Source organism: Frigidibacter sp. SD6-1, assembly GCF_030143255.1.
In the GTDB taxonomy this organism is placed as follows: Bacteria; Pseudomonadota; Alphaproteobacteria; order Rhodobacterales; family Rhodobacteraceae; genus TMP-24.
On record NZ_JARJNR010000007.1, the window covers coordinates 148,353 to 174,434 of the forward strand.

Annotated in this window: 23 protein-coding genes; 6 read left to right on the forward strand and 17 right to left on the reverse strand. The window is 65.0% G+C overall.

Annotated elements, in window-relative coordinates:
* Window positions 1-2 precede the first annotated feature (2 nt).
* The 6 genes from P0645_RS14255 to hemJ all read right to left on the reverse strand — a co-directional run bounded on the left by P0645_RS14255 (window position 3) and on the right by hemJ (window position 6,447).
* Complete coding sequence (locus P0645_RS14255) at window positions 3-818, reverse strand: ParA family protein (protein WP_284165252.1); 816 nt, start codon at window positions 816-818, stop codon at window positions 3-5.
* Window positions 811-1,428: a 16S rRNA (guanine(527)-N(7))-methyltransferase RsmG gene (gene rsmG, locus P0645_RS14260; RefSeq protein WP_284165253.1), complete on the reverse strand. Its 618-nt coding sequence runs from the start codon at window positions 1,426-1,428 to the stop codon at window positions 811-813. Before rsmG ends, P0645_RS14255 begins: the two co-directional genes overlap by 8 nt.
* Entirely contained in the window at window positions 1,425-3,299 is a 1,875-nt protein-coding gene (gene mnmG / locus P0645_RS14265; RefSeq protein WP_284165254.1) for a tRNA uridine-5-carboxymethylaminomethyl(34) synthesis enzyme MnmG, read from the reverse strand. The genes rsmG and mnmG overlap by 4 nt, the downstream gene beginning before the upstream one ends.
* Before the next feature lie 3 nt (window positions 3,300-3,302).
* On the reverse strand, window positions 3,303-4,586 hold the full coding sequence (gene mnmE, locus P0645_RS14270) for a tRNA uridine-5-carboxymethylaminomethyl(34) synthesis GTPase MnmE (protein WP_284165255.1): 1,284 nt from the start codon (window positions 4,584-4,586) through the stop codon (window positions 3,303-3,305).
* Between the two features lie 26 nt (window positions 4,587-4,612).
* Complete coding sequence (gene rho, locus P0645_RS14275; protein WP_284165256.1) at window positions 4,613-5,884, reverse strand: transcription termination factor Rho; 1,272 nt, start codon at window positions 5,882-5,884, stop codon at window positions 4,613-4,615.
* Window positions 5,885-5,997: 113 nt separating this feature from the next.
* Window positions 5,998-6,447, reverse strand: coding sequence for a protoporphyrinogen oxidase HemJ (hemJ, locus tag P0645_RS14280; RefSeq protein WP_284165257.1), 450 nt, complete (start codon window positions 6,445-6,447; stop codon window positions 5,998-6,000).
* Between the two features lie 404 nt (window positions 6,448-6,851).
* Between hemJ and P0645_RS14285 the strand changes: the two genes are divergently transcribed.
* The 4 genes from P0645_RS14285 to dnaQ are packed head-to-tail and all read left to right on the forward strand — an operon-like array spanning window position 6,852 to window position 9,574.
* Window positions 6,852-7,451 (forward strand): Maf family protein, encoded by a 600-nt coding sequence (locus tag P0645_RS14285; RefSeq protein ID WP_284165258.1) that lies wholly within the window; start codon window positions 6,852-6,854, stop codon window positions 7,449-7,451.
* Window positions 7,448-8,287: a shikimate dehydrogenase gene (locus P0645_RS14290; RefSeq protein WP_284165259.1), complete on the forward strand. Its 840-nt coding sequence runs from the start codon at window positions 7,448-7,450 to the stop codon at window positions 8,285-8,287. Before P0645_RS14285 ends, P0645_RS14290 begins: the two co-directional genes overlap by 4 nt.
* Window positions 8,284-8,880 carry a dephospho-CoA kinase gene (gene coaE / locus P0645_RS14295; RefSeq protein WP_284165260.1) on the forward strand — a complete coding sequence of 199 codons (597 nt, stop codon included), beginning with the start codon at window positions 8,284-8,286 and terminating at the stop codon, window positions 8,878-8,880. Before P0645_RS14290 ends, coaE begins: the two co-directional genes overlap by 4 nt.
* The gene (gene dnaQ / locus P0645_RS14300) at window positions 8,873-9,574 is read left to right on the forward strand and encodes a DNA polymerase III subunit epsilon (protein WP_284165261.1); all 702 of its coding nucleotides are present in this window, start codon (window positions 8,873-8,875) and stop codon (window positions 9,572-9,574) included. The genes coaE and dnaQ overlap by 8 nt, the downstream gene beginning before the upstream one ends.
* 13 nt (window positions 9,575-9,587) lie before the next feature.
* Here the strand turns inward: dnaQ and P0645_RS14305 are convergent, their stop codons facing one another.
* The 6 genes from P0645_RS14305 to P0645_RS14330 all read right to left on the reverse strand — a co-directional run bounded on the left by P0645_RS14305 (window position 9,588) and on the right by P0645_RS14330 (window position 16,530).
* Window positions 9,588-10,256, reverse strand: coding sequence for a sugar transferase (locus tag P0645_RS14305; RefSeq protein WP_284165262.1), 669 nt, complete (start codon window positions 10,254-10,256; stop codon window positions 9,588-9,590).
* Between the two features lie 218 nt (window positions 10,257-10,474).
* On the reverse strand, window positions 10,475-11,776 hold the full coding sequence (gene xylA, locus P0645_RS14310) for a xylose isomerase (protein ID WP_284165263.1): 1,302 nt from the start codon (window positions 11,774-11,776) through the stop codon (window positions 10,475-10,477).
* Complete coding sequence (xylB, locus tag P0645_RS14315) at window positions 11,773-13,209, reverse strand: xylulokinase (RefSeq protein WP_284165264.1); 1,437 nt, start codon at window positions 13,207-13,209, stop codon at window positions 11,773-11,775. Before xylB ends, xylA begins: the two co-directional genes overlap by 4 nt.
* Window positions 13,209-13,970: an ATP-binding cassette domain-containing protein gene (locus tag P0645_RS14320; RefSeq protein ID WP_284165265.1), complete on the reverse strand. Its 762-nt coding sequence runs from the start codon at window positions 13,968-13,970 to the stop codon at window positions 13,209-13,211. Before P0645_RS14320 ends, xylB begins: the two co-directional genes overlap by 1 nt.
* A 12-nt stretch (window positions 13,971-13,982) precedes the next feature.
* Window positions 13,983-15,341: a sugar ABC transporter permease gene (locus tag P0645_RS14325; protein WP_284165266.1), complete on the reverse strand. Its 1,359-nt coding sequence runs from the start codon at window positions 15,339-15,341 to the stop codon at window positions 13,983-13,985.
* Between the two features lie 163 nt (window positions 15,342-15,504).
* The gene (locus P0645_RS14330; RefSeq protein ID WP_284165267.1) at window positions 15,505-16,530 is read right to left on the reverse strand and encodes a substrate-binding domain-containing protein; all 1,026 of its coding nucleotides are present in this window, start codon (window positions 16,528-16,530) and stop codon (window positions 15,505-15,507) included.
* A gap of 204 nt (window positions 16,531-16,734) precedes the next feature.
* Here P0645_RS14330 and P0645_RS14335 point away from each other — a divergent pair, with 204 nt between their 5' ends.
* On the forward strand, window positions 16,735-18,009 hold the full coding sequence (locus P0645_RS14335) for an ROK family protein (RefSeq protein ID WP_284165268.1): 1,275 nt from the start codon (window positions 16,735-16,737) through the stop codon (window positions 18,007-18,009).
* 128 nt (window positions 18,010-18,137) lie between these two features.
* Window positions 18,138-18,992: a YihY/virulence factor BrkB family protein gene (locus P0645_RS14340; RefSeq protein ID WP_284165269.1), complete on the forward strand. Its 855-nt coding sequence runs from the start codon at window positions 18,138-18,140 to the stop codon at window positions 18,990-18,992.
* On the opposite strand, the gene P0645_RS14345 is transcribed toward P0645_RS14340, so the two are convergent.
* The 5 genes from P0645_RS14345 to P0645_RS14365 form a co-directional block, all read right to left on the reverse strand.
* Window positions 18,986-22,498: a translocation/assembly module TamB domain-containing protein gene (locus tag P0645_RS14345; protein WP_284165270.1), complete on the reverse strand. Its 3,513-nt coding sequence runs from the start codon at window positions 22,496-22,498 to the stop codon at window positions 18,986-18,988. The genes P0645_RS14340 and P0645_RS14345 overlap by 7 nt on opposite strands.
* Window positions 22,498-24,318, reverse strand: a complete 1,821-nt coding sequence (locus P0645_RS14350) for an autotransporter assembly complex protein TamA (RefSeq protein ID WP_284165271.1) — start codon at window positions 24,316-24,318, stop codon at window positions 22,498-22,500. Before P0645_RS14350 ends, P0645_RS14345 begins: the two co-directional genes overlap by 1 nt.
* Window positions 24,319-24,425: 107 nt before the next feature.
* Entirely contained in the window at window positions 24,426-24,947 is a 522-nt protein-coding gene (idi, locus tag P0645_RS14355) for an isopentenyl-diphosphate Delta-isomerase (RefSeq protein WP_284165272.1), read from the reverse strand.
* 3 nt (window positions 24,948-24,950) lie between these two features.
* Complete coding sequence (gene secB / locus P0645_RS14360; RefSeq protein WP_284165273.1) at window positions 24,951-25,454, reverse strand: protein-export chaperone SecB; 504 nt, start codon at window positions 25,452-25,454, stop codon at window positions 24,951-24,953.
* 52 nt (window positions 25,455-25,506) lie between these two features.
* Window positions 25,507-25,992, reverse strand: coding sequence for an FxsA family protein (locus P0645_RS14365; protein WP_284165274.1), 486 nt, complete (start codon window positions 25,990-25,992; stop codon window positions 25,507-25,509).
* Between the last annotated feature and the right edge of the window lie 90 nt (window positions 25,993-26,082).

Sequence of the window (26,082 nt, forward strand, 5' to 3'; positions counted from 1 at the left end):
GTTCAGCCCTTTCCTTCTTTCTTCTCATGCCGCGCCAGAAGCTCCCGCGCCAGCGCCCGATAGGCCGCCGACCCTTTCGAGGCGCTGTCATAGGCAAGCACCGGAACGGAATAGCTCGGCGCCTCAGACACACGAACGTTACGCGGAATCACGGTCTTGAAGACCAGTTCGCCAAGGTTGCTCCGGGCATCCGATTCGACCATCTGTGACAAGTTGTTGCGGCCGTCATACATGGTCAGCACAACACCTTCGATGCGCAGGTCCTTGTTCGCCGACTGGCGCACGGTGCGGATCGTCAGCATCAGCTGCGACAGCCCTTCCAGGGCGAAGAATTCCGCCTGCAGCGGGACCAGCACCGATTGCGCGGCGATCATCGCATTCACGGTCAGAAGCGACAAGGACGGCGGACAATCGATCAGCACATAATCGAACTCATAGGCGTCGATCGCCGGCTGGATCAGAGCGTCATGCAATAAGAACGAGCGCTTCTCGTTCGCCACCAGCTCGATATCCGCCGAAGACAGATCGGTCGTTGCCGGGCAGAGATAGAGATTCTCGATCGACGAGGGGCGGATGACGTCGAGAATGTCGGCATCCTCGATCAGCAGATCGTAGGTCGTCAGCCCGCGCGACTGCGGCTCGAACCCCAGCCCGGTCGAGGCGTTGCCCTGGGGATCGAGATCGACGAGCAGCAGGCGCTTGCCCTGCTCGACCAGCGCGGCCGCGAGGTTGATCGCGGTCGTGGTCTTGCCCACCCCGCCCTTCTGGTTGGCAATGGCAATGATGCGGGGGCCGGAAGGGCGCGTCGGATCAGGCACGGGAAAGCCCTCGGATAGAATAGATGACCGCGTCCGGATCGGTCGCGCTGGCATGTGTTTGGTACGAAAAGCGCCAGCTTTCAAGGGCTTGACGCAGCTCTGCCGCATGATTCGCGCCTTTCGGGAACAGCGCGGTTCCCGGCGGGGCGAGATGGCGTTCGGCATGGGCGAGCAGGTCGGTGAGCGGCGCCAGGGCGCGGGCGGACAGGATATCGGCGTCGAGCGCGGGGAGCGATTCGATTCGCGCCGCATGGACCGCGGCCTGAAGTCCAAGCGCGCGCACGGCTGTCGCAAGGAAGGCCGCTTTGCGCTGATCGCTTTCCACCAGCGCCACGCGCAAATCGGGCGCCCGTTCGGCGGCAAGAATCGCGACGATCAACCCCGGGAAGCCGCCGCCAGACCCAAGGTCCGCCCAAAGGCCGGACTTCTGGTCGCTCAATACAAATATCTGTGCGGAATCAACGATATGACGTTCCCAAATCTGGTCGAGGCTACTGCGCGAGACGAGGTTGATCGCGGAATTCCATTTGCGGACCAGCGCCTGGAAGGCTTGCAGCCGCTCCGATGTTTCACGTGAAACATCGCCCATCCCCGCGACCATTTCGGTCATCCGGTGGCCCGGACGCGCGCATCGCGGCGCAGGACCGCGAGAATCAGCGTAAGCGCCGCTGGCGTCATGCCCTCGACCCGTCCAGCCTGGGCCAATGTCGCAGGTCGGATGCGACCGAGCTTGGCTTTCAGCTCAGCCGAAAGTCCGTCGAGCCGCTCATAGTCGAAGCGCTCCGGAATCGCCTGTCCCTCATCGCGACGCAGACGTTCCGCATCCTCTGCCTGGCGGTCGATGACGGGGGCATAAAGCGCGTCGCGGCACAGCTGGTCCCTAATCACGGGTTCGATGGACGAGAGTTCGGCCTGCGAATCGCAGAGCTGATCGAAGGTCACGTCGGGATAGGATAGCAGCTGATAGGCGGTCCGGCGCTTGCCATCCTGATTCAGATGTATATTCGCCGCGGCGGCATCTCTATGCGAAAAGCTGATTGATTCCAAAAGTTTACGCCCGGCGTCAAGCGCCTCCATACGTTCCGCAAAACGGCGCTGGCGCACCTCCCCCACACAACCCAGCGCAATCCCCTGCTCGGTCAAGCGCTGATCGGCGTTGTCGGCCCTGAGCGACAGGCGATATTCCGCGCGCGAGGTGAACATCCTGTACGGCTCCGACACACCGCGGAGCGTCAAATCGTCGATCATCACGCCGATATAGCTGTCAGTCCGGCTGAAGGTGATCGCCTCGCCCTGCAGCGCCCGCCGCGCCGCGTTAAGCCCGGCAACCAGCCCCTGGGCCGCCGCCTCCTCATATCCTGTGGTTCCGTTGATCTGACCTGCAAGATATAGACCAGGCAGCGCCTTCAGCTCCAACGACAGGGTCAGGGCTCGGGGGTCGACATAATCATATTCAATCGCATAGCCCGGTTGCGTTATGGTGACCGATCCGAGCCCGGCGATCGAACGGACATAGGCCTCCTGCACGTCGATGGGCAGAGACGTCGAGATGCCGTTCGGGTAGACCGTCGGATCATCGAGGCCCTCAGGCTCCAGAAACACCTGGTGCGAAGACTTGTCCGCGAATCGCACGATCTTGTCTTCGATCGACGGGCAATAGCGCGGCCCGACGCCCTCGATATGGCCGCCATACATCGCCGACCGAGACAGGTTGGCGCGGACGATCTCGTGCGTCTGTTCGTTGGTGTGGGTAATGCCACAGGCGATCTGGCGCGCGAACGGGTGGTCGTGCAGGAAGGAAAACATCGTCGGTACGTCGTCGCCCGGCTGGCTTTCCAGACAGCCCCAGTCGATGGTCCGGCCATCAAGGCGCGGCGGCGTCCCGGTCTTCAGCCTGCCGATCGGCAGGTCGAGCGCGCGCAGACGCTCGGCCAGCGGAACCGATGGCCGGTCGCCAACTCGGCCGCCCTCGCGCCGTTGGTCGCCCACATGGATGACGCCGCGCAGGAAGGTTCCGGTGCACAGGACAACGGCGGCGCATCGCACCTCCGACCCGTCTGAAAGACGAACGCCGGAGAGAGCCCCGCCCTCCATCATGAGGTCAGCAACCTCTCCCTCAACAATATCTAGCAGGGGCGACGCTGCCATCTCTGCCTGCATTGATTCGCGATACAGCTTGCGGTCGGCCTGCGCGCGCGGCCCCTGAACAGCCGGCCCCTTGCGGCGATTTAGCAACCGGAACTGGATCCCCGCCCGGTCGGCAACGCGGCCCATGACCCCGTCCAGCGCGTCGATTTCCCGCACCAGGTGCCCCTTGCCCAATCCGCCTATCGCCGGGTTGCATGACATAACGCCGATCGTGTCAGCGCGCATGGTCAGCAGGGCGGTCCGCGCGCCCATGCGCGCCGCTGCATGCGCCGCCTCGGCGCCCGCATGGCCGCCACCGACCACCACCACGTCGAAATGTTTCACGTGAAACATCGCCTATTTCCCGATGCAGAAGCTGGCAAATATCTCGTCCAGAAGATCCTCGACATCCACCCTTCCGACCAATGAATCCAGCGCCCGGATCGCCCGCCGCAAATCTTCTGCCGCAAGCTCCGTCCGCCCGGACCCTGCCCTTACCTCATTTCGCGCCGATTCCAAAGCCTCGATCGCACGAACCGCCGCGATGCGATGCCGCTCCCGGATCATCAGCCCGGCACCATGGGCCCGCGCGCCCAGGCGCTCTGTCACCAACGAAATCAGCTGATCAATGCCCGCGCCCGTCTTGCCCGACACCGCAACCCCCTTCGCGGGGGACAGGTCGGCCTTACCGTGAACCAGCAGGTCCGCATCTTCTGGCGGCAAGAGCGGTACGTCCTCGCCGTCGAGAAGAAACACCCTCAGGTCCGCCGCCCGCGCCCGCTCCAACGCCCTCTCGATCCCGATCGCCTCGATCCGATCGTCGCTGTCGCGCAATCCCGCTGTATCCAGCAGCGTCACCGGCAAGCCGCCAAGATCCATCCGGACCTCAATCACATCCCGCGTCGTGCCGGCGACCTCCGAGGTAATCGCGGCCTCGCGACCGGCCAAAGCATTGAGAAGCGTAGACTTTCCGGCGTTCGGCCTCCCCACTATCGCCACTTCATACCCATCGCGAATCCGTTCGGCCGCGCCGACTCCCTCCGCTTCGCGTCGCACCTCCTGCAAGACCCGTTCCGATAGATGCAGAACCTCCGGCGCCACATCCACGGGCACATCCTCGTCGGCGAAGTCGATGGTCGCCTCAAGAAGCGCCGCCGCCCGGATCAGGTCGCGCCGCCAGCCTTCGGCCCGGCGACCCACCGCGCCCGACAGGACCCGCTGCGCCTGGCGACGTTGCGCCTCGGTCTCCGCCTCGATCAGATCGGCCAGCCCTTCGACTTGCGCCAGATCAAGCCGCCCGTTCTCCAGCGCCCTGCGCGTGAACTCTCCCGGCTCCGCCAGACGCAGGCCCGGCCGTGTGCCCAGCGCCCTCAAGACCGCACTGACAACTGCTGTCGCGCCATGCAGATGCAGCTCGGCCGACGCTTCACCGGTAAAGCTCGCCCCCGCGTCAAAGACCAGTACCAGCGCCTCGTCCAGCACCTCGCCTCGCCAGTTCAGCCGGCGAAGCGACGCCCGACGCGCCTCTGGCAGCGATCCGCACAGGTCCGAAACCGCACCATGTGCCCCCGGCCCCGAAAGCCGCACGACAGCGACACCGGCCTTGCCGCGCGCAGAAGCGAGCGCGAAGATCGTATCCATGGCAAGCTCTTGTTCTACATGAACAATCAGGCGTTCATCGACTCGAAGAACTCGGAATTTGTCTTGGTCTGCTTCAACTTCGAGATCAGGAATTCGATCGCATCCGTCGTGCCCATCGGGTTCAGGATGCGGCGCAGCACATAGGTCTTCTGCAGATCCTTCTGGTCAACCAGCAGGTCTTCCTTCCTCGTCCCGGACTTCAGGATATCCATCGCCGGGAAGACGCGCTTGTCGGCGACCTTGCGGTCGAGCACGATCTCGGAGTTACCCGTGCCCTTGAACTCTTCGAAGATCACCTCGTCCATCCGGCTGCCGGTGTCGATCAGCGCGGTGGCGATGATGGTCAGCGACCCGCCCTCTTCGATATTCCGCGCCGCACCGAAGAACCGCTTTGGCCGCTGCAGCGCATTTGCATCGACACCGCCGGTCAGCACCTTGCCCGAAGACGGCACGACGGTGTTGAAAGCCCTACCAAGTCTTGTGATCGAGTCGAGTAGAATCACAACATCTCGCTTGTGCTCGACCAGGCGCTTGGCCTTCTCGATCACCATTTCCGAAACCGCCACATGCCGCGTCGCAGGTTCGTCGAAGGTCGAGGATACAACCTCCCCCTTCACCGACCGCTGCATGTCGGTCACCTCCTCGGGCCGTTCGTCGATCAGAAGAACGATCAGATAACACTCCGGATGGTTTTTCTCGATCGAATGGGCGATGTTCTGCAGAAGCACCGTCTTGCCGGTCCGGGGCGGCGCCACGATCAGCGCGCGCTGGCCCTTGCCGATCGGACTGACGAGGTCGATGATCCGGGCCGACCGGTCCTTGATCGTCGGATCCTCGATCTCCATCTTCAGCCGTTCGTCGGGGTAAAGCGGCGTCAGGTTGTCGAACGCGACCTTGTGGCGCGCCTTCTCCGGATCCTCGAAATTGATCTTGGTGACCTTGGTCAAAGCGAAATAGCGCTCGTTCTCGCCCGGCGCCCGGATCACGCCTTCGACCGTATCGCCCGTTCGCAGAGAGTATTGCCGCAGCATTTCCGGGCTGAGGTAGATGTCATCCGGCCCCGGCAGATAGTTCGCCGCCGCCGACCGCAGGAAACCGAACCCGTCCTGCAGCACCTCGACCACACCATCGCCGCCGATCTCGTAGCCCTCGTCGGCATATTCGCGCAGGATCGAGAACATCATCTCGCCCTTGCGCATGGTCGAGGCATTCTCGATCTCCAGCTCCTCCGCCATCGCCAGAAGGTCGGCGGGGCTCTTGAGTTTCAGATCGGCAAGGTTCAGACGCTCATTGGTCATGCGGGCATATCCTGCGGTCGGCGTGATCGCGATGTAAGAAGGGAAAGATCCTTCCGGACGGAAGGTTGCCGCGCATTATCAACGCGAACCGCCCGGAGTCAATCAGCATCGGGTCAGAACTTCACGATCGCCGAAATCACGATCAGCGCCAGAAACACCGTCGGCACCTCGTTCATCACCCGGTAGGTTCGCCCCGACCGCCGGTTGGCGCCGGCAAGGAAGTCCTTCCGCCGGTAGCCCAGCCAATGGTGAAACCAGGTCATGCCGATCACGCCCGCCGCCTTGGTCCAGGGCCAGACTTCCGACCAGCTGACAATCCCCGGCGTGAAGACCAGCGCCAGGCCGAAGGCCCAGGTCGCCACCATCGCCGGGTTCATGATCAGCCGCAAAAGTTTCCTTTCCATCGTCTGGAACAGAAGGTCGGTTGCAGACCCCTGCTCAACGCTCTCGGCGTGATAGACGAACAGCCGCGGCAGGTAGAAGATGCCAGCCATCCAGGCGATGACCGAGATCACGTGAAAAGCTTTGGTCCAGAGATAGACCGAGGCCAGAAAATCACCCATCGCGCATGCTCCACGTCTCCGCCTCTTCCCTAAACAAGATTAAGACAAAGAAAAAGATGATGATGATCTTGGCCCTGTGGAGATCGGGATATCGCATCTTATCCCTGCCAGTTTCCCCAGCGGGACAAGCCTGGGGATAAGGCGAACAATCCGGGATGAACAATAGTATATCTTTTAAATTCAATAAGATAAGAAATGTGATATGCATGTGATCTTCTGGCGTTGTCCACAAATGCGCCGCATCGTCGCATCTTTCACAGCCCCACGCCGATGCCATGCACATCGGGAAGAGCCGCCCCCTGCATCTTGACAACCCCGCCCTTTCCCACACTCCTCGGCGCCATGCCGATCAGCCCCCGGATCATCCGGCGCCCTCGGCCCCGCTTGTCCACAGAGCCGTCCCCATGACCCCTTCCCTGATCCTGGCCTCCGCCTCTGACATCCGCGCCCGGCTGCTTCGAGATGCCGGCCTTGCCTTCGAAATCCTCCCCGGCCGGATCGACGAGGAAGCGGTGCGGCAAAGCCTGATCGCCGAAGGCGGCAAGGCGCGCGATCTGGCCGATTTGCTGGCAGAGCTGAAGGCCACGAAAATCTCCGACCGGCGGCCCGAGGCGCGGATCATCGGCGCCGATCAGGTGCTGGAATGCGACGGCCGGATCTTCGCCAAGGCCGAATGCATCGAGGAGGCGCGCGCGCAGCTTTCCTTCCTTTCCGGCAAGGAACACCGCCTGTTTTCGGCCGCCGTCGTCGTCGAGGGCGGCAAACCTGTCTGGCGCCATACCGGCCAGGTGCGCCTGACCATGCACGCGCTCGGCCCCGGCGAAATCGACACTTACCTGACCCGGACATGGGAGTCCGTCCGCCATTCCGTCGGCTGCTACAAGATCGAGGAAGAAGGTGTGCGGCTTTTCAGCCGGATCGAGGGAGATTTCTTTCACATCCTCGGCCTGCCCCTGATCGAGCTCTTGACCTGGCTTCGGATTCGCGGCGACATCGCCCCATGACGGACAATCCCCGCATTCCGCTCGCCGGTGTGATCGGCTCGCCCGTGGCGCATTCGAAATCGCCGCGGCTGCATGGCTATTGGCTGAAGAAATACGGGATCGCCGGGCATTACATCCCGCTTGATGTCGCACAGAAGGATCTGCCCGACGTGATCCGCGCCTTGCCGAAGGCCGGGTTCGTCGGCGCCAATGTGACGATCCCGCACAAGGAAAGCGTACTCGCACTGGCCGATGTCGTGACCGACCGTGCCGCGCTGATCGGGGCGGCCAACACCTTGATCTTCAGACCTGATGGCCGGGTGCATGCCGACAATACCGACGGCTACGGCTTTACCGCCAACCTGACCCAGAACGCCCCCGGCTGGCAGCCGCAGGCCGGACCGGCGGCCGTGATCGGCGCAGGCGGCGCGGCGCGGGCGGTCATCGCCTCGCTTCTCGAGGTTGGCGCGCCGGAAATCCGGCTGACCAACCGCACCAAGGCCCGGGCCGAGGCGCTGCGCGCCGAGTTTGGTGCGCGTGTCGTGGTCTATGACTGGGTGCAGGCCGCGAACATGCTCGAGGATGCGGCGACCGTGGTGAACACCACCGCGCTTGGCATGGTCGGCAAGCCCGATTTCCGCATCCCGCTCGATGCCCTGTCGCCGAAGGCCGTGGTGACCGACCTCGTCTACGCGCCGCTGCGCACCCATCTTCTGGAAACGGCCGAGGCAATGGGCTGCACGGCCGTCGATGGCCTTGGCATGCTGCTGCACCAGGCGGTTCCTGGCTTTGAACGCTGGTTCGGCTTGCGGCCCGAGGTCGATCAGGCGCTGCGCGACGCGGTTCTGGGCGCATGACGCGCCCGTTCCTTCTCGGCCTCACCGGCTCCATCGGTATGGGAAAATCGACGACCGCCGCGATGTTTGCCGCCGAAGGCGTGCCGGTCTGGGACGCGGATTCCGTGGTTCACCGGCTCTATTCCGCAGGCCAACCGGCGGCGCAGGCCATCGCGGGGCGATTTCCCCAAGTGATGGCGCCGGATGGCGGCGTCGACCGGTCCCGGCTCAGGGCGCTGGTCGCCGCAGACCCGGCGGCGCTCGACTGGCTGAATGCGACCGTCCACCCGCTGACCGCCGCCGACCGCGCGGCTTTCATCGCGGCGCACCGCACCGCACCGCTTCTGCTCCTCGACATTCCGCTCTTGTTCGAGACCGGGGCTGATGCGCTTTGCGATGCGACGCTCGTCGTTTCCGTGCCGCCCGAAGTTCAGCGCGCCCGCGTGCTGGCGCGCGGCGTCAGCTCGGCTGACTTCGAGATGATCCTTGCCCGCCAGATGCCGGATACAGAAAAGCGCCGTCGCGCGACTTATGTGATAGAGACGCTGACGGAAGAGGGCGCCCGCGCCGCCGTCAGGGCACTGCTGAAGGACCTGAGGTCAGACCATGCGTGAGATCGTGCTCGACACCGAAACCACCGGCTTCGAACCGGCCGAAGGTCACCGGATCGTCGAAATCGGCGCGGTGGAACTTTTCAATCACGTCGCCACCGGGCGGACCTACCACCAGTATATCAACCCCGACCGCGGCATGCCGCCCGAGGCGTTCGAGGTGCACGGCCTTGGCGACGACTTCCTGCGCGACAAGCCCCGCTTCGCGGAAATCGGCGCGGCTTTCCTCGATTTCATCGGCACGGATTCCCAGCTGGTGATCCACAATGCCGCCTTCGACATGAAATTCCTCAATGCCGAGCTGAACTGGGCCAATCTTCCGACCCTGGGGCCGGAACGCGCGCTCGACACGGTGGCGCTTGCACGGCGCAAGTTTCCCGGCTCCCCCGCCTCGCTCGACGCGCTCTGCCGCCGGTTCGGCATCGACAATTCCGCCCGCGAAAAGCACGGCGCGCTTCTCGACAGCGAGTTGCTGGCAGAGGTCTATCTGGAACTGATCGGCGGCCGTCAGCCCGACTTCGGCCTCTCGACGCTGGATCACAAGTCGGGCGACGGCGCCGGGGTGGATACCGGCGCCTGGACCGCGCCGCGCAGGCCCGCACCCCTGGCTCCGCGCATCACCGAGGAGGAGGCAGCCGCGCACCGAGCCTTCGTCGAGGGGCTTGGCGAAAAATCCTTGTGGAAGCGGTTCGGCTGAACCCGGGCTGCCGTCAAAGACCGGTCGCCCGCATCATCACCCAGAATGTCCGCCAGATGATCCTGAGGTCGAGCATCAGGCTGACCCGCATACCGTAATCTTCATCATAATGCACCCGTTCGACGAACGAACCCGCATTGCGGCGGCTGATCTGCCACAGGCCGGACAGGCCGGGCCGCAGCCGGTAGTAGGCCGATGCGCTGTCAGCGGGATAAAGCGCGCGCTGGTCGGGCGTGAAGGGCCGCGGACCCACGAGCGACATGGTGCCGTTGAGCACGTTCCAGATCTGGGGCAGCTCATCAAGGCTTGTCTGGCGCAGGAAACGACCCAACCGGGTGATGCGGGGGTCGCGCGCGAGCTTCTGGTTCGCTGCCCATTCCGCCGCTGCCGCCGGGTCTTCTGCGATCAGCCGCGCGAGCGCGGCGTCGGCGTCGAGAACCATCGTGCGGATCTTCCAGAAGCGGAAGGTCCGGCCGCCATGCCCGACGCGCTCCTGCATATAGAAGGGCCGTCCGCCTTCGACCCAGATCAGCGCGGCAATCAGAAGAAGCACCGGCAGGACCACCGGAAGCGACAGAACGACGAAGAAAATATCGAAACAGCGTTTACCCGCGGTCTCATAGAATGTGCGCCCGGCGCGAACCTGTAGGGGGGCTGAGAAGTCGGCATAGGGAACAGTCACGATGCGGAACTCCGGTCTAACTCAATCGCCGGACCCCGCCCCCAGGCCGACACAGGCAAGCTACGGGCGCTTGGTAAACTGTTCGTAAACAGACGCCCTTAGCTGCATCTTGCAAAAAGGCTTGTTCAAACCACGACGGCTGTTTGGCCCAATCGTGATGATCGTTTCCGAATTTTGCCAGATTCGGGCGCTTTGACGCCTTTTTGCCGCAGGTCTTGTCAGACGAACCGGTTCCAGAGGTTCTCCAGCCGTTCCTGGCGCCCCGATTTCGGCTGCGGGTTGATAGTCTCGTCCAGCACACGTTGTGCGACAGTTTCCAGCGAGGCCGACAGCATCTGCCGATTCGCCGGCCTGTCCCAGTCCGCGTAACGATCCGAACGCGCCCGTTCGAGCGATCCGTCCTGCAAAAGCGCCGCCGCTGCCTTCAGTGCCCGGGCGCAGACGTCCATGCCACCGACATGCGACAGGATCAGGTCGGCCGGGTCCAGCGACTGGCGGCGGATCTTCGCATCGAAATTCGTGCCGCCGGTGGTAAAGCCGCCCGCCTTCAGCACCTCGTAATAGGCGCGCGCCATTTCCGGCACATTGTCGGGAAACTGGTCGGTGTCCCAGCCCGACTGGTAATCGTTGCGGTTCATGTCGATCGACCCGAAAAGGCCCAGCGAGGCGGCGAGCGCCAGTTCATGTTCGAAGGAATGACCCGCCAGGATCGCATGGCCCTGTTCGATGTTGACCTTCACCTCGCCTTCCAGCCCGAAGCGCTTGAGGAATCCGTAGACGGTCGCCACATCGTAATCATACTGATGCTTCGAGGGTTCCTGCGGCTTGGGCTCGATCAGGATCGCGCCCTTGAAGCCGATCTTGTGCTTGTAATCAACGACCATGCGCAGGAAGGCGCCCGCCTGCTCCGCCTCGCGCGACAGGTCGGTGTTCAGAAGCGTTTCATACCCCTCGCGCCCGCCCCACAGGACGTAATTCTGCCCGCCAAGCTTGTGCGTGGCGTCGATGCAGCTTTTCACCGTCGCGGCGGCGTAAGCGAAAACCTCCGGGTCGGGGTTGGTCGCGGCGCCCGACATGAAGCGGCGGTGCGAGAAAAGGTTTGCCGTCCCCCAAAGAAGCCGGGTGCGCGATGTCTCCATCTTCTGCGCGAAATGGTCGGTGATCTCTTCCAGATTGCGCAGGCTTTCGGCAAAGGTCGCCCCTTCGGGGCGGGCATCGGCATCGTGGAAGCAAAAGAAGGGCGCGTTCAGGATATCGAACATCTCGAACGCCACATCGGCCTTCAGTTTCGCATCCGCCATCGTCGGCCCGAACCAGGGACGTTCGAACGTCTGGCCGCCGAACGGGTCACCGCCTTGCCAGGCAAAGGAGTGCCAATAGGCGACGGCGAAGCGCAGATGGTCCTCCATCCGCTTGCCCATGATAAGTTCGTCGGGATTGTAATGGCGGAAGGCGAATTCGTTTGTGCTGTCCGGCCCCTCGTAGCGGACCTGCGGAATGCCTTTGAAGAAGTCGCTCATGTCAGTCCTCTGATCGCATCGCGCGCGGCGCGGTAACGGGCGTGGCCCTCATCGAAGGCCGCGGAAAGCCGGGGGTCCGGGTCGATGGTCCGGTCAATGGCCGGAAGCGTGGCGATCTCGGCGCCCGCGCCGGTCGCGGCCATAATGGCAAGCCGCGCCGCGCCGAATGCGCCGCCGAAATCGCCCGCGACCGGCACCTGAACGGGCGTTCCAAGTGTGGTTGCGATGGCCTTCAGCCAGTAATCCGAACGCGACCCGCCACCCACTGCCAAAAGCCGCGATATCCGGGTGCCGGTCGCCGCAAGCGCATCACGGCAATCGCGGATCGCGAAGGTCACGCCCTCCAGCACCGCACGCACCGCCGCGTCGCGGTCGGTCGCATGTTCCAGCCCGATGAAGGCGCCGCGAATCGAGGCGTCGTTCAACGGCGTCCGTTCGCCGCCGAGATAGGGCAGGAAACGGGTCTTTCCGGGCACCTGAAGCGGGCCGAGCGATTGGGTCAGGTCGGCAGCCGACGCCCCCGCAAGCCGCGCGAACCAGTTCAGCGCATCGGTCGCGGCCAGGATCACGCCCATCTGGTGCCAGGCGCCGGGAAGCGCGTGGCAGAAGGTATGCACTGCCGTCGCCGCATCCGGGTGGTAGCCGTCGTTCGCCGCAAACAGAACACCCGAGGTGCCAAGCGAAACGAAGGCCTGCCCGGCCTTCACCACCCCAACCCCGATCCCGGCCGCCGCATTGTCGCCTGCCCCGCCCGCGACCACGATCCCGGGGGCAAATCCGAACCGTCCCGCGACTTCGGGCCTTAGCCTGCCTGCAACCTCCGACCCTTCGACCAGCCGGGGCATGTGGTCCCGGCCCAGCCCGGTCGCCGCCAGCAGATCGTCCGACCAGTCACGCGCGCCGGTATCAAGCCAACTCGTCCCGGCGGCATCCGACATTTCGGCGACGTGCTCGCCTGTCAGCCACAGGCGCAGATAATCCTTCGGCAGCAGAACCTTTGCCACACGGCCGTAGATTTCCGGCTCATGCGCCCTGACCCACAGAAGCTTGGGTGCGGTGAAGCCGGGAAAGACGATATTGCCAGACAGCGCCCGAAAGCGCGGGTCCGCGTCCAGCATCGCGGCTTCGGCATGCGCGCGCGTATCGTTCCACAGGATCGACGGGCGCAGCACATTGTCCGCCGCATCCAGAAGCGTCGCGCCATGCATCTGACCCGAAAGCCCGATGGCTTTCACGCCCACCCGAACCTCGGCGGGCAGGGCGGCAAACACCGCCTCTGCCGCCGCAATCCAGTCGGCTGGGGATTGTTCCGACCAGCCATCGTGCGGGCGCGAAACGGTCAGTGGCGCGGCGGCTTCGGCGACGATCCTTTGCGCCGCGTCCACCACCACGCCCTTGAGGCCCGATGTTCCAAGATCGAGCCCCAGATACATCAGGCGGCCTTTCCGGGCTGTTTGCCAAGGATGATCATCCCGAGGATGTCCTCGTCTGTCACCTCGTTGACATTCACCGTGCCGACAAGCTGGCCGTTCTTCATCACGCTCGCCCGGTCGCAGAGGTCCATCACCGCGTGGATGTCATGCTCGATCAGGAAGATGCCGATCCCTTGGGCCTTCAGCTCCTGGATCAGCTCGGCCACCATCTGCGTTTCGTGGGGCCCAAGGGCGGCGGTCGGTTCGTCCATGATCAGGATCTTGGCGTTGAAATAGACCGCCCGCGCAATGGCGACCGACTGGCGCTGACCGCCGGAAAGCGCCGAGACCGGAACGTTGAACTTGCGGAAGTTCGGATTGAGACGCGCCATGATCTTGCGCGTCTCCGCCTCCATCGCAGCATCGTCGACGAAGCCTGCCGATGTCACCAGTTCGCGCCCGAGGAACAGGTTCGAGGCGGCATTCAGGTTATCGGCCAGCGCCAGCGTCTGGTAGATCGTCTCGATATTGTAGCTGCGCGCATCGCGGGGATTGGTGATCGTGGCTTTTTCACCGTTGATGAAGATGTCGCCGCTGTCGGGCCGATAGGCACCCGACAAGCACTTGATCAGCGTCGACTTGCCCGCGCCGTTATGGCCCAGCAGCCCGACGACCTCGCCCGGGTAAAGATCGACCGTGACGTGGTCCACCGCGCGGATGCCGCCGAAGGAAATCGAGATGTCGCGCATCTCGACCAGAGGGGTTCCCTTTGTCGGGTTCATGGTCCGGTCTCCTTACTTCACGCGCTTGCGGTAGAGGATGTCGAGATAGACGGCGAGCACGAGAACCGCGCCGACGACGATCTTCTGGTAAGACCCGTCCCCGAAGCCGATCAGCACCATGCCTTGCTGCAGCGACCACATGATCAGGGCGCCAAGGATCGCGCCGTGGATCGTGCCGACGCCGCCCGCAAGCGACGTGCCGCCGATGACGGCCGAGGCGATGACGAACAGTTCGTCAAGTTCACCAAGCTGGGCCGAGGCTGAAGTCAGACGGGCCGAGGAGACGATGGCCGAAAGCCCGGCCAGGAAGCCCATGAGCGCAAAGATCTTGACGGTCATCCAGCGGGTGTTGATGCCCGACAGTTCCGCCGCGTCGGGGTTGCCGCCGATCGCGTAGACATAGCGCCCGAAACGGGTCCGCGTCATCAGGATGGTCATCACCAGCGCCACGACGATGAGCATCATCACCGGGATAGCCCAGCCATGGCTGATGAAAAGGCCCTCCTCGGGGACGGCGATGCCGTTTTCGCTGGCATATTTCTCGACGATGCCCTTGGGCCAGGGATAGGCGTTCACCACCAGCGTCGCCCCGACCACCAGCGCGAAACCGATGGCGCCAAGCGTATATTCCGCCCACATCGGGCGCAGCGGGAAGCCATGCTTCACCCGGCTGCGACGGCCTGAGACCAGCATCCACAGGATGCCCGCGCAGGCCAGAAGGCAGACGATCCAGCTGCCGACCGATCCGATGGCGCCAAGCGGCCCGCCGCCAAGCAGTAGAAAGGTCGAATCGAGCGGCGTGATCGTCTCGCCCCGCGACAGAAGAAAGGCGACGCCACGCCAGACCATCAGCCCGCCAAGCGTCACGATGAAGGACGGAATGCCCAGGTAGGCGATCAGCGTGCCGTGGAAGGCGCCGATCAGCGTGCCGCAGAGAAGCCCGGCAAAGACGGTGATGATCCAGATCGCCGGATGACCAAGCCCAAGCCAGCCGGGCAGCACCCAGGACTGCAGCATCGCCATGATCACGGCCACGACACACAGGACCGACCCGACCGAAAGGTCGATGTGGCGGGTGACGATCACCAGCACCATTCCCGTGGCCATGATCGCGATCGACGTGACCTGAACCGACAGGTTCCACAGGTTCCGGGGCGTCAGGAAGCCGGTCGATTCAATCGCGGCAAAGCCCGAGAAGATCGACGCGCGGCCAAGCCAGAAGGCGACGTAGAGTTCGAACCCGACCCAGATCAGGAACAGCGCTCCGACCATGCCAAGAAGGCGCGTGTCGATTTCGGTCGCTCTCAGGAAGCGTTCGACAATCCCGGCATTGGGATTGGTGGGGGTATGGGGGCTTGTTGTCTGGGTCATGTCCTCATCCAGCTTTGTCGGGGTGAGACGGTGCCGACAGGCAAAGGCCTGCGACCAGGGGCGGAACCGGCTTTTCAGGGGTCAGGCGTCGGCGCAGTTTGGCGGCCGGATCGCGCAGGGGGATGCCCGGCGCCGTCACAGGCGGCACCGGGCGTTGTTCGCCTTACTGGCAAGCAGCGACGCCTTCCATCGCGCCTTCGCAGGCCTGCTCTTTCGAGATGTGGCCGGCATCGATCACGATGTGGAGGTTGTCCTTGGTGATCGGGGTCGGCGCAAGGAAGATCGCGTTCATTTCAACACCCTTCTCGCCGCCCGACCACTTGGTCGCGCCCTCGACCGCGTCCATCGCGGTGCCTTCGGCCAGCGCCGAGGCGATCTTGCCCGCCGCGTCGCCCAGCTGGCGCGAGTCTTTCCAGACCGACACGGTCTGGGTGCCGCGCGCCACGCGGTTCAGCGCGGCAAGGTCGCCGTCCTGGCCGCCGACCGGGATGTTCAGGCCCTGAGCCGAGAGTGCGGCGATGACGCCACCGGCCATGCCGTCGTTTTCGGCCAGAACGGCGTCAACGGCGTTGTTGTTGGCGGTCAGGATCTGCTCCATGTTCGCCTGGGCATTCTCCGGCTTCCAGCCGTCCGAGAAGGCTTCGCCGACGATCTTGATCGTACCGGCGTCGACATCGGCGCCGATGACTTCCATCATCCCTTCCAGAAGGAAGGCGGCGTTCGGGTCGCCCGGGTCGCCCTTCATGATCGCGTAATTGCCGTCGGGCTTCGCGGCCTTGACGGTTTCGGCGATGATGCGGCCCACGCCCTTGTTGTCGAAGGTCAGATAGAAGGCGCGCTCGTCCTCGATCAGACGGTCATAGCCCACGACCGCGATGCCCTCGGCAGCGGCCTTGTCGACGGCCGGGCCGATCGCGTCCTTGTCCATCGCGAGGATGACGAGCGCGTTGGCGCCCTGGGCGATGAGCGATTCCACATCCGTCAGCTGCTTGGCGGCCGAAGCCTGCGCGTCAGCCGAAATATAGGTGTTGCCAGCGGCTTCGATCGCGGCCTTCATCGCCGCCTCGTCGGTCTTCCAGCGCTCTTCCTGGAAGTTCGACCAGCTGACGCCGATAACCTTGCCCTCGGCAAGTGCCGAGGACGAAAACCCGACGACCGCCATTACGGCGGCCAGAACAGTCTTGTGCATATGATCCTCCCGTTTTCGGGCAACTGCCCGTTCGGCGACTGGCCGAATGCAGCAAAGTTGGCGTCAATAAATTCAGTTGTCAAATTAAAAAACATCGCACAATGTCAGTTTGTGGGGCTGAGGGCCGAAGATTCATGCGGTCAGGCCCGTCGGAACGGCTGGTCGGACGCCAATCGGCATAAATTTTCTTCGGGAGAAGAACAAATGACAGCGCAGCGAGTCGGCCGCAAGCGGATGGGAACGGAAAAGGCCGGCTGCGGCCCGCTGATTCCACCCCTCTCCGAATCCGGTCGCCCGCTGCGCCAGCAGATATTCGAGCGGGTGCGTGCGGCAGGCTCGATGCCGCGCGTTCAGGTGGCGCGCGAACTGGCGATCAGCCCGGCGAGCGTCACGACCCTGACGTCGGAACTGATCGACCTCGGTCTGCTCGAGGAAACCACCGCCGGGGGCGGCGACGGCGGACGTGGCCGACCCGCCGTGGCCCTGGGCGTCCGGGCCGACGCGCATCACGTTGCCGGGATCAAGCTGTCGGACCGCGAACATACCGCCGTGATCGTCGATTTCGCCGGAAACCTGCTGGCCGATGTCGCCGTTCCGCGCCGTCCCGGACCGCTGGAGCTGGCGGCAATCGTGGAGTCGACAGAGACGCTGCTGGCTGAAGTCTGCGCCAAGGCAGGCGTCGATCGCGCCGCCCTGACGGCGGTTGGCCTCGGCGTACCGGGCTTTGTCGATAGTCAAAGCGGCGTGGTCCACTGGTCGCCGATTCTCTCCGCGCGCGAAGTGCCGCTCGGTCAGGCGGTCGCCGCGCGCATCGGTCTCACTGTTCATGTCGACAATGATGCAAACCTCGTGACGCTGGCCGAGCTTTGGTTCGGCGCCGGGCGCAGGCTGTCGGATTTCGCTGTCGTCACCATCGAACATGGCGTCGGAATGGGCCTTGTGCTCAACCACCGGATCTATCGCGGGGCGCAGGGCCTCGGGATGGAGCTTGGCCATACCAAGGTGCAGCTCGACGGCGCGCTCTGCCGCTGCGGCCAGCGCGGCTGCCTCGAGGCCTATGTCGCCGACTATGCGCTGGCGCGCGAGGCGACGACGGCACTGAACTGGGGCGGGCGCGAGGCCCAGCCGATGAACCAGCTTCTCGAAAGCCTTTACGATCATGCCAAGGCCGGCAACGGCGCGGCCCGGTCGATCTTTCACCGGGCGGGGCGCTATCTGGCGCTGGGCCTCGCCAACGTGATCAACCTTTTCGACCCCGAGCTGATCATCCTCTCGGGCGAACGGATGCGCTATGACTATCTCTACGCCAACGAAACGCTGGCAGAGATGCGGGCGATGGCGTTGAACACCGGCCAGCCCACGCCCAAGATCGAGATCCACGCCTGGGGCGATCTTCTGTGGGCGCATGGCGCGGCGGCGCTGGCACTGGCACAGGTCACAGAGAACATTCTCGGCGCGACCCGCGATCTGGCCGCCTGACCTGACATCACCGCCGGATTTCGTCACGAAATCCGGCCCGAAATCTTTCAAAGATTTCGGCACCGGCACGAAGCCCACGCACCGCCAAGGGCATTGGAGCCGCCCACGCCGGGCGCTATGGTCACGCCATGGGCGATGATGCGGCGAACAAGACGAACGATCCCGGCTTCCGGCAACTGGCCGCAGCCGTCTGGCAGGCACTGGACGAACGTCACCTCGGCCTCATCGCCGCGGGCGTCGCCTTCTATTCGATCTTCGCCATCTTCCCCGGCATGGCCGCGACCATCGCCATCTGGGGCATCTTCGCCGACCCGTCCGTCGTCTCTTCCTATATGGACGCGGTCCACGGGCTTATCCCGGACGAGGCCTACGCGCTGATCGCGGGTCAGCTGAACGGCCTGATCGGCGCCCATGCGGGCGGCTGGCACTGGGCGGCGCTTCTGCCGATCGCCATCGCGCTCTACTCCGTCCATTCGGCGGTGTCGGCCCTGATAGCCGGCATCAATGCCGTGCAGGCCCGCCGACACCGGCCGAGCCTGATGCGCATCGCCGGGTCGGTGGCGCTGACGCTCTCGCTTCTCACGCTCATCCTCACCGCGCTCGCGCTTGCCGTCGCCGTGCCGCTCGCGCTCCGCTTCCTGCCGCTCGGCCCGGCCGAGGCGACGATCCTGCGCTTCTTTCCCTGGATCGTGCTCTTCCTTGCCGTCAAGGTGACGCTTGGCCTCTTCTACCGCTGGGGCGCGACGCGCGAGGGCGCGCGCCTCTCGTGGGTCTCGACCGGCAGCCTGGTCGCGGCCCTCCTCTGGGCGGCGGTTTCGTTCGCCTTCTCGCTCTATCTCGAGAACTTCAACAGCTACAACCGTATCTACGGCTCGATCGGCGCGGTGATCGCGCTGATGATGTGGCTTTATCTCTCCGCCTATATCGTGCTTTTCGGCGCCGTCCTGAACGCCGAGATCGCCCGCCTGAGGCGCCCTCAGTAATCCTTGGTGAAAAAGACGCCCAGCCCGGTCTGGCCGTCGGTGCCGACGCTGCCTTTCAGCGTCAGGTCGCGGCTCAGGTCGATTTCGACCTCGACCTTGCTCTTGCCTTCCTGGCCGATCGAAACCTCGGAATAGGTCTTGTCCGACAGATATTTCCCCGCCTTCACTGCCGCCTTGCCGTCCTCGTCGGCGGTGATGTCAAGATCGTCAAGGCCAATGGACTTGCGCAGCTTGACCACCACACTTTCATCCGTCCGCCCGGTCAGCGTGGCAATCGCATCGGCAAGCTGCAGCAGCTGGAAAGTGGATATCTTCGATATGCTGTTGCCGAAGAGAAGTTCCGACAGGACCTCTTCCTCCGGCAGGCCGCTGGTCGAGGCGAAATGGATCTCGGGCCTGTTCGCCGGGCCTTCCAGCAGGATCGTGGTCGTCGAGCCGAACGTGTCGGCCAGGGCGGTGAACTCCACATAGGGAATGAAGGACCCCAGCAACTGGACGATCCCGCGGTCGAGAACGAAGCGCTTGCCCAGGATCGACAGGCGGCCGCGGATCAGCTCGAACTGGCCCGAGGGAATGACGGCGGCCGTCGTGCCGCCAAGACGCAGCGACCCGCCCATCTCGGCCTCAAGCCCGAGGCCACGCACGAAGATCCGCGCGGGCGCAGCGATGGTCAGATCGAGCCCGTAGACCGGCCCGCCGGAGGGCCCGCCGGAACCTGACGACCGTCGATCAAGCCCCGCGCGGCGACGGCTGGCGCGCACCTCGGCACTGTCGTTCACATGGCGGACATCAAGGTCGGCCGTGACCGATGAAAGCGCCGGAGAGAGACGAATTTCGCTTTCATGCACATCGACCCGCCCACCGATCACCGCGCCGCCGCCAAGCGGACCGTCGAGCGTCAGGCCGGCGCTGAGACGGGCCGAGAAAAGTGCCGGATCACTGAATGTCACGGAGTCGAGCGCAAGCGTCAGGTGCGATGCCGCCTCGGGCAAAAGCGCCAGATCGCCGCCAAGGCTGAACTGCCCCCCGCCCCGGACGGTGCCGCTGCCGGTAACCGCCGCCGACCCGCCCGCCAGCTCTGCGGCAAGCGAAATCCCTTCCAGAGCCAGATTGTCGGCAGGCGAGGACAGACGCGCGCCCGAAGTCGAAACGCGCCCGGACAGCGCCGCGAGCCCCGGCGTGCCGCGCAGCGCCAGATCGAACGCCACCCGGCCGTCGATGCTGCGCGGCGCGATGAAGCGGTTGAGTAGCGCAAGCTGCGCCTGCCCCGTCAGGGAAAGATCGCTGTCCGACAGATCGGCGGCGATCGCGCCCGCGACGCGCCCGCGCATGCCTCCCGGTCCGGCAAGCCCGAGGTCGAGGGCAACCTCGCCATCTCTCAGCGATGCGGTGCCCGTGGTGTCGAGCGGCCCCGAAAGCCCGGGCGCCAGCGCCGCGACATCGGCAATCCGCGCCGTGACGCTGTACTGCCCCGGATCGGTCTCCGCCAGATCGGCGGACAGAAGCGCGCTGTTCAACGTCAGCTTCGCCGGCGCGAAACCGCCGCCCGTCTCGACCGCTTCGGCCATGACACTGGTCCGGCCCGCGAAAAGCGGCGCCAGAGACGGGCTGCCGGGCACGAGACCGTCGGCGGTGCCGGTCAGCCGCAGCCGACGCGATCCGTTCGGGCCGGAAAGATCGGCCTCGGCCGCGAGCGCGCCGGCGAAACCCGGCCCAAGCACCGAAAGATCGGGGAAATCCAGTTCGGCGCGCAGGCCGGTTTCTCGGGAATCCAGACGGCCCTGCGCCGAGAGCCGCAGATTGGCGGCGGTGACCTGCAAGTCCTCAAGCGTGATGCCCGCCTCGTTCCGCTGCGCCGTGACGCTTATGACCGACTGCCCGGCCAGGAGCCGGTCGGCCATCGGCTGATCCAGCGACAGGTTCTGTCCTGTCGCTGTCGCCCGCGCATCGAAGGCACGCGACAGAAGGTTGGCGCGGCCCTCCACCGTCAGGTCCGCCGTGCCGCCAAGCTGTCGGCCCGCGAGGGCGGAGAACCGCGCCATGTCCGCAACCGCCAGCGACAGTTTCCCCCCGGCCGCGATGTCGAGCCCCTCGGTCGCCAGCTCGAGGTCGCCCCTGACCGCCATGTCGCCTGCCCGCAGGTCGAGGCCGGTCAGCCGCAAGGGCGCACCTTGCTGCCAACCAAGATCGAAGGCGCCGCTCAGCCGGTCGCCCAGCGGCTGTGCAAGGGCGGGATCGGCGGGCGCGAGATCGGTAGCATCAAGAGTGATGTGGCCGTCCAGACGCGCAGCGCCGGTCGCATCCGCCGCGACATCGGACAGTGTGCCCCGCCCTTCGAGCGTGACCGACCCGACGCCCACCGCGTCTGTCACCAGCCCCTCAAGCAAGCCCGTAAGCGCCCAGCGCTCACCGGCGGCCGCATCGTAGCGCAGCTTCAGGACGCCGTTCCTGACCGTCGCCTCCGACCCCGGCAGCTGCATCGGCCTGTTGTCGGGCAAGCCCAGCCGAACCGTCAGCACCGCCGCCAGCGGCAGGTTTTCGGCCGACAGGTTCAGCCGGCCCGAAACGCCGGTGCCCGCCGACTCGATGATTACGCGGCTGAGAGTCTTCTCGCCGCTGGGCAGCGTCATGCCATCGGCTTCCACCCGGGTTTCTCCGGCGAAGAAGGGGCGATATTCGGTCTGCAGCAGCGGCGAGATATCGCCCTGAAGGCGCGCGGCGAAGCTCCGCGCGCCTTTAGCTTCCGGGGGTGATTTCGTCTCTATATTGCCTGAAAACCGCGAAACACCAGCGGTCGACAGAACCAGATCGCTGCGAAAATCCGCCGCCCCGCCCGAGCCATGCAGCGCAAGCTGCAGCGAAGGCAGGCCGGGAAGATCGAGCATCCGCGCGGCGATCCCACCCTCGCCTTCCTTGACCAGAAGGTCGATGGTGCCGGTTTCCTCGGCGTTCGAATAGGCGGCCTGCAAGGTCAGATCGCCCGCCCGCCCGTCGATCCGGTGAAGCGTCAGCGCACCGGTTCCCTCGCCGTTGGCGATTTGGCCCTGACCTGTCACCGACACCCGCGCCTCCTCGCCCAGGACGGCGGCACCGATCCTGAGGTCGGCAGCCGAAAGTGCGCCGATGGAGACGGAAACCGGAAGCTCTGGCAGCTTGAAGGACCGCGCTTCGGCGGTCGTGCCCTCGCCTTTCGGGCTGCGGATCAGGTCGATCCGGGCCGCCGACAGTTCCGCGATCTCGACCCGGCCCGAGAGGAGCGCGGAACGGTTCCACTGGATCGCGCCATCCTCGATGCTGAGCCAGACGCCGTCGGCGTCGGCGATCGTCAGCCGCTCGAACGTCGCGCGTGACGACAGTGCGCCCGCGAAGCCGTCGATGGTCACGGTTCGCCCGGCACCCGACAGCTGACCCTCAAGCAGCCCGGTCAGGAAATCCTTGTCGCTTTCCTGCGCCCCGGCAACGGCGCCGGTCATCAGGAACATGAGGGCCAGGAACCAGCGCCGCATCAGAAGGCCTGCCCGATGCCGACATAGACCTGCATCCCGTCGCCGGTCGATCCGCTGACCGGGAAGGCCACGTCAAGCCGCACGGGGCCGAAGCCCGTATCATAGCGCAGGCCGAGGCCCGCGCCCGCCTGCCATTCGCCCGCGCCGCCGAACCATTCGGCATCGCTCACATAGCCTGCATCATAGAAGGCCACCGCGCCGATCCGCTCGTTGATCCGACCACGCAGCTCGCCCGACAAGGCGATCCGGCTGAGGCCGCCGGACAGATAACTCGACCCGCCCGCGACCGCCGGAACTCCGAGCGATTCGAACGGATGGCCGCGCACCGTGCCGCCGCCGCCGGAATAATAGAGATAGTCGGGCGAGGTATTGGCAAGCGACGTGCCAAGCGTCGTCGCCAGTTGCACCCGGCCCGCGAACACCAACTGGTCGCGCGCGCCGAACCCTTTGTAGTAGCGCGCGTCAGCTGACAGGCCGGTCCCGGAATCGGCGGTGCCGAAGCCCGCGAAGGGCGTGACGCTGCCCTTCAGATAGAACCCGTCAACCGGATCGAGCTTGTCGCCGCGCCGGTCCCATTCCAGTGACACCGGCAGCGCCAGCAGGCGATAGTCGAAGCGGAAGGTCGTATCCTCGATCGAGGCGGTCTGGTACGACAGCCCGGCTTCGAGCGTCAGAGTGTCGGTGACGGTGCGCGTCGCGCCAAGCCCGAAGGTCAGGCTGCGGATATCGAGGTCCGCGACCTCGGCCCGCTCGAACCGCGTTTCGGCAAAGACCGAACTGTCGGTGAAGGGCGTGCCGGGCCGGTCGATCCGGGCGCCAAGCTCATATTCGGTGAAACCCGCGTCGCCGTCGATGCCGTTGATCAGCCCGTCGAGCCTCAGCCGCTCGCCGCCGCCCAGAAGGTTGCGGTGCAGCCAGAAGGCCGACAGGCTGGCGCCGTCGCTTCCGTTCACCTCGGCACCGAAGCCGAAGCGGCGCAGCACCTCCTCGTCGAGCTCCAGCAGGATATCGAGCGTGCCGTCCGGGTTAGGCTCTGCCGCTTCGCGCACCGAGACGCTGCGGTAAATGCCGGTGCGGCGCAGGCGCGAGGCCATTTTTTCCAGCACTTCGGGGTCGAAGACCTGGCCTTCCTGGTAGCCCGCGATCTTCACGACCCGGTGGCGGGGCAGGCGTTCGATCCCCTGTATGTCGAGCGCGCCGAAGGAAAGTCGCGGACCCGCGGCAAGCGTCAGGCGCGCGTCGATCAGGGTGGTCGCATGGTTGGCGGTGATGTCCTGACCCGCAACCCGCGCCTTGGCATAGCCAAGCTTCCGCCAGCCCGCGATTCCGGCCCCGGCCGCCTCGCTGATGGCGGTGGCGCGGGCGATCTGTCCGTCGCGGTAGCCGGGCGGCAGGTCGGTGCCCGGCGCATAGGGCGCCATCCGCGCGGCACCGAACCGGAAGGGCGGACCGGGCGTGACGGTTATGCTGACATGGTCGATGCGCGCTGGCGCATCAAGCAGCGGGATATCCGCCGCCTCGCGGCCGTCGATCCGGATGTGGATCACGCCGGCGTAATAGCCTTCGGCATAAAGCGCCTGTGTCAGACGGGCATAATCGCTCGATGCCGCCGCAAGGATGTCCTGCGGGTCGGTCGTGCCCTCCCGCCCCGCCGCAACGAGAAGCGAGGCCGACATCAGGGCGCGCGTCAACGCCTTGTCGGCACCGGGAGCAGAGAAGCCGATCATTTCTTCGTCCGCCAGGCCGCCGGTCGGGATCACCGCCGGAAACCCCGCGACGGCGAGGCATAGGCAGGCGGAAAAGACAGCAGCGCGACGCAACTTGAACCCCGGGTTACAGCACTCCCATTCCTTGCCGCAAACTGGACCGGATTGCCAGTAACAGTGCTGAGGGACGGCGCCTATCGGCCCAACGCCGGAAAGTTTGCTCAGTTCCCGAAGATTTCGGCGAAATGATCGCGCAGGTAGATTCTCAGCCAGGGCGTGAAAGCCTCGGGTGCCGTATCAATCAGAACCGCAAGACCCGCAACCGGTTCCCACCGGCATTGCATCACTTCGGCCGGATCGGGCGTGAGAGCAGGCTTTTGGTCGAGGGTTGCGCGAAAGACCTCGACAACCTCATGCTCCACCATGCCCGCGCCCACATCGGCGCGATATTCGACCGTTCCGCAATGGACAAGATCGCCGACCTCCACCCCCAGCTCCTCGCGCACCCGGCGGCGGGCGCAGGCCTCGGGCGTTTCCTGCCAGTGCGGATGGGTGCAGCAGCTGTTCGCCCACAGGCCGGGCGTGTGATATTTGCCCAGCGCCCGGCGCTGCAAGAGAACCTCTTCGCCCACCGTCAGGAAAACGGACACCGCCGGATGGCAGAGGCCACGGCGGTGCACGTCGATCTTGTCATGCGGCGAGAGCACCCCGCCCTCCCAGGCGGCGATCGGGGCGCCCGGCATGGATCAGGACAGGGTCGGGGTTTCGGCCGTCTGCTGCGCCGCGCGGCGCTGGGCCTCTTGCCGGTAAAGCGCCAGGAAATCGATCTGGTCGAGATTGAGCGGCGGGAAGCCGCCGTCGCGCGTCACGTCCGAGATGATGCGGCGGATGAAGGGGAACAGCATCCGCGGGCATTCGATCATCAGGAACGGATGCATCTGTTCGTCCGGCACGCCCTCGACCTGGAAAATCCCGCCATAATCGATCTCGAGGATGAAGAGCGGCGCCTGATCGGCCTTGTTGGTCGAGGTCGCCTTGATCTTCACATAGACCTCGAACTGGTGCGCCACGCTGCGCGCACGGCCGTCGAGGCTGACCTGGACCTGAATGTCGGGCTGGACGTCGCTGGACGAAATCCCCTTCTGCGCCACCACATTCTCGAACGAAAGGTCGCGAATGAACTGGCCGAGGACCTGAAGTTTCGGCTGCTGGGGATCCTGCGGCGCGGCGCCGTTGCCGAGATCGGACATGGCTGTCTCCTTGAAACTGTTTTGGCCGCTCTATCAGCTTGCAGGCGAAGCCTCAATGCCGCGTCCAGCCCGAAGGCGGAATGCCGGGACTGTCTGGGGGAATTTCGTAGAAGTCGCCGTCGACCACATCCGGGCGCGACCCCGGCCGGTCCGAAAACGCGTCACGGGGCTGCGGGCGCGCAACATTCAGTATCTGCATCCGGCTGGCGACACGCGCCAGAATGGCGGCGCGCACCGGGCGGATCAGCAGGGCGATGCCGATCATGTCGGTGAAGAAACCGGGGGTCAGCAGCAGGAGCCCGGCGAACAGGATCATCAGACCATGCGCGAAAGGTTCGGTAGGGTCACGCAGCTCGCTCATCGAGCGTTGCAGGTCCGCAAGCGCGCCAAGCCCCTGCTCGCGCACCAGCCATGATCCGCTGATGGCCGTCAGAAGCACCAGTGCGAGTGTCGGCCAGAGCCCGATCAGCCCGCCAACCTGGATGAACAGCGCGATCTCGATGATCGGGACCGCGACGAAAAGCGCAAAAAGCCACATATTTCCTCGTATCCGGCCCAAGGTGGACTTGGCCTGACCGCTCACATACATAAGTAGGAAGCAAGATGTTACCAACCCCGTCCGGTCTAC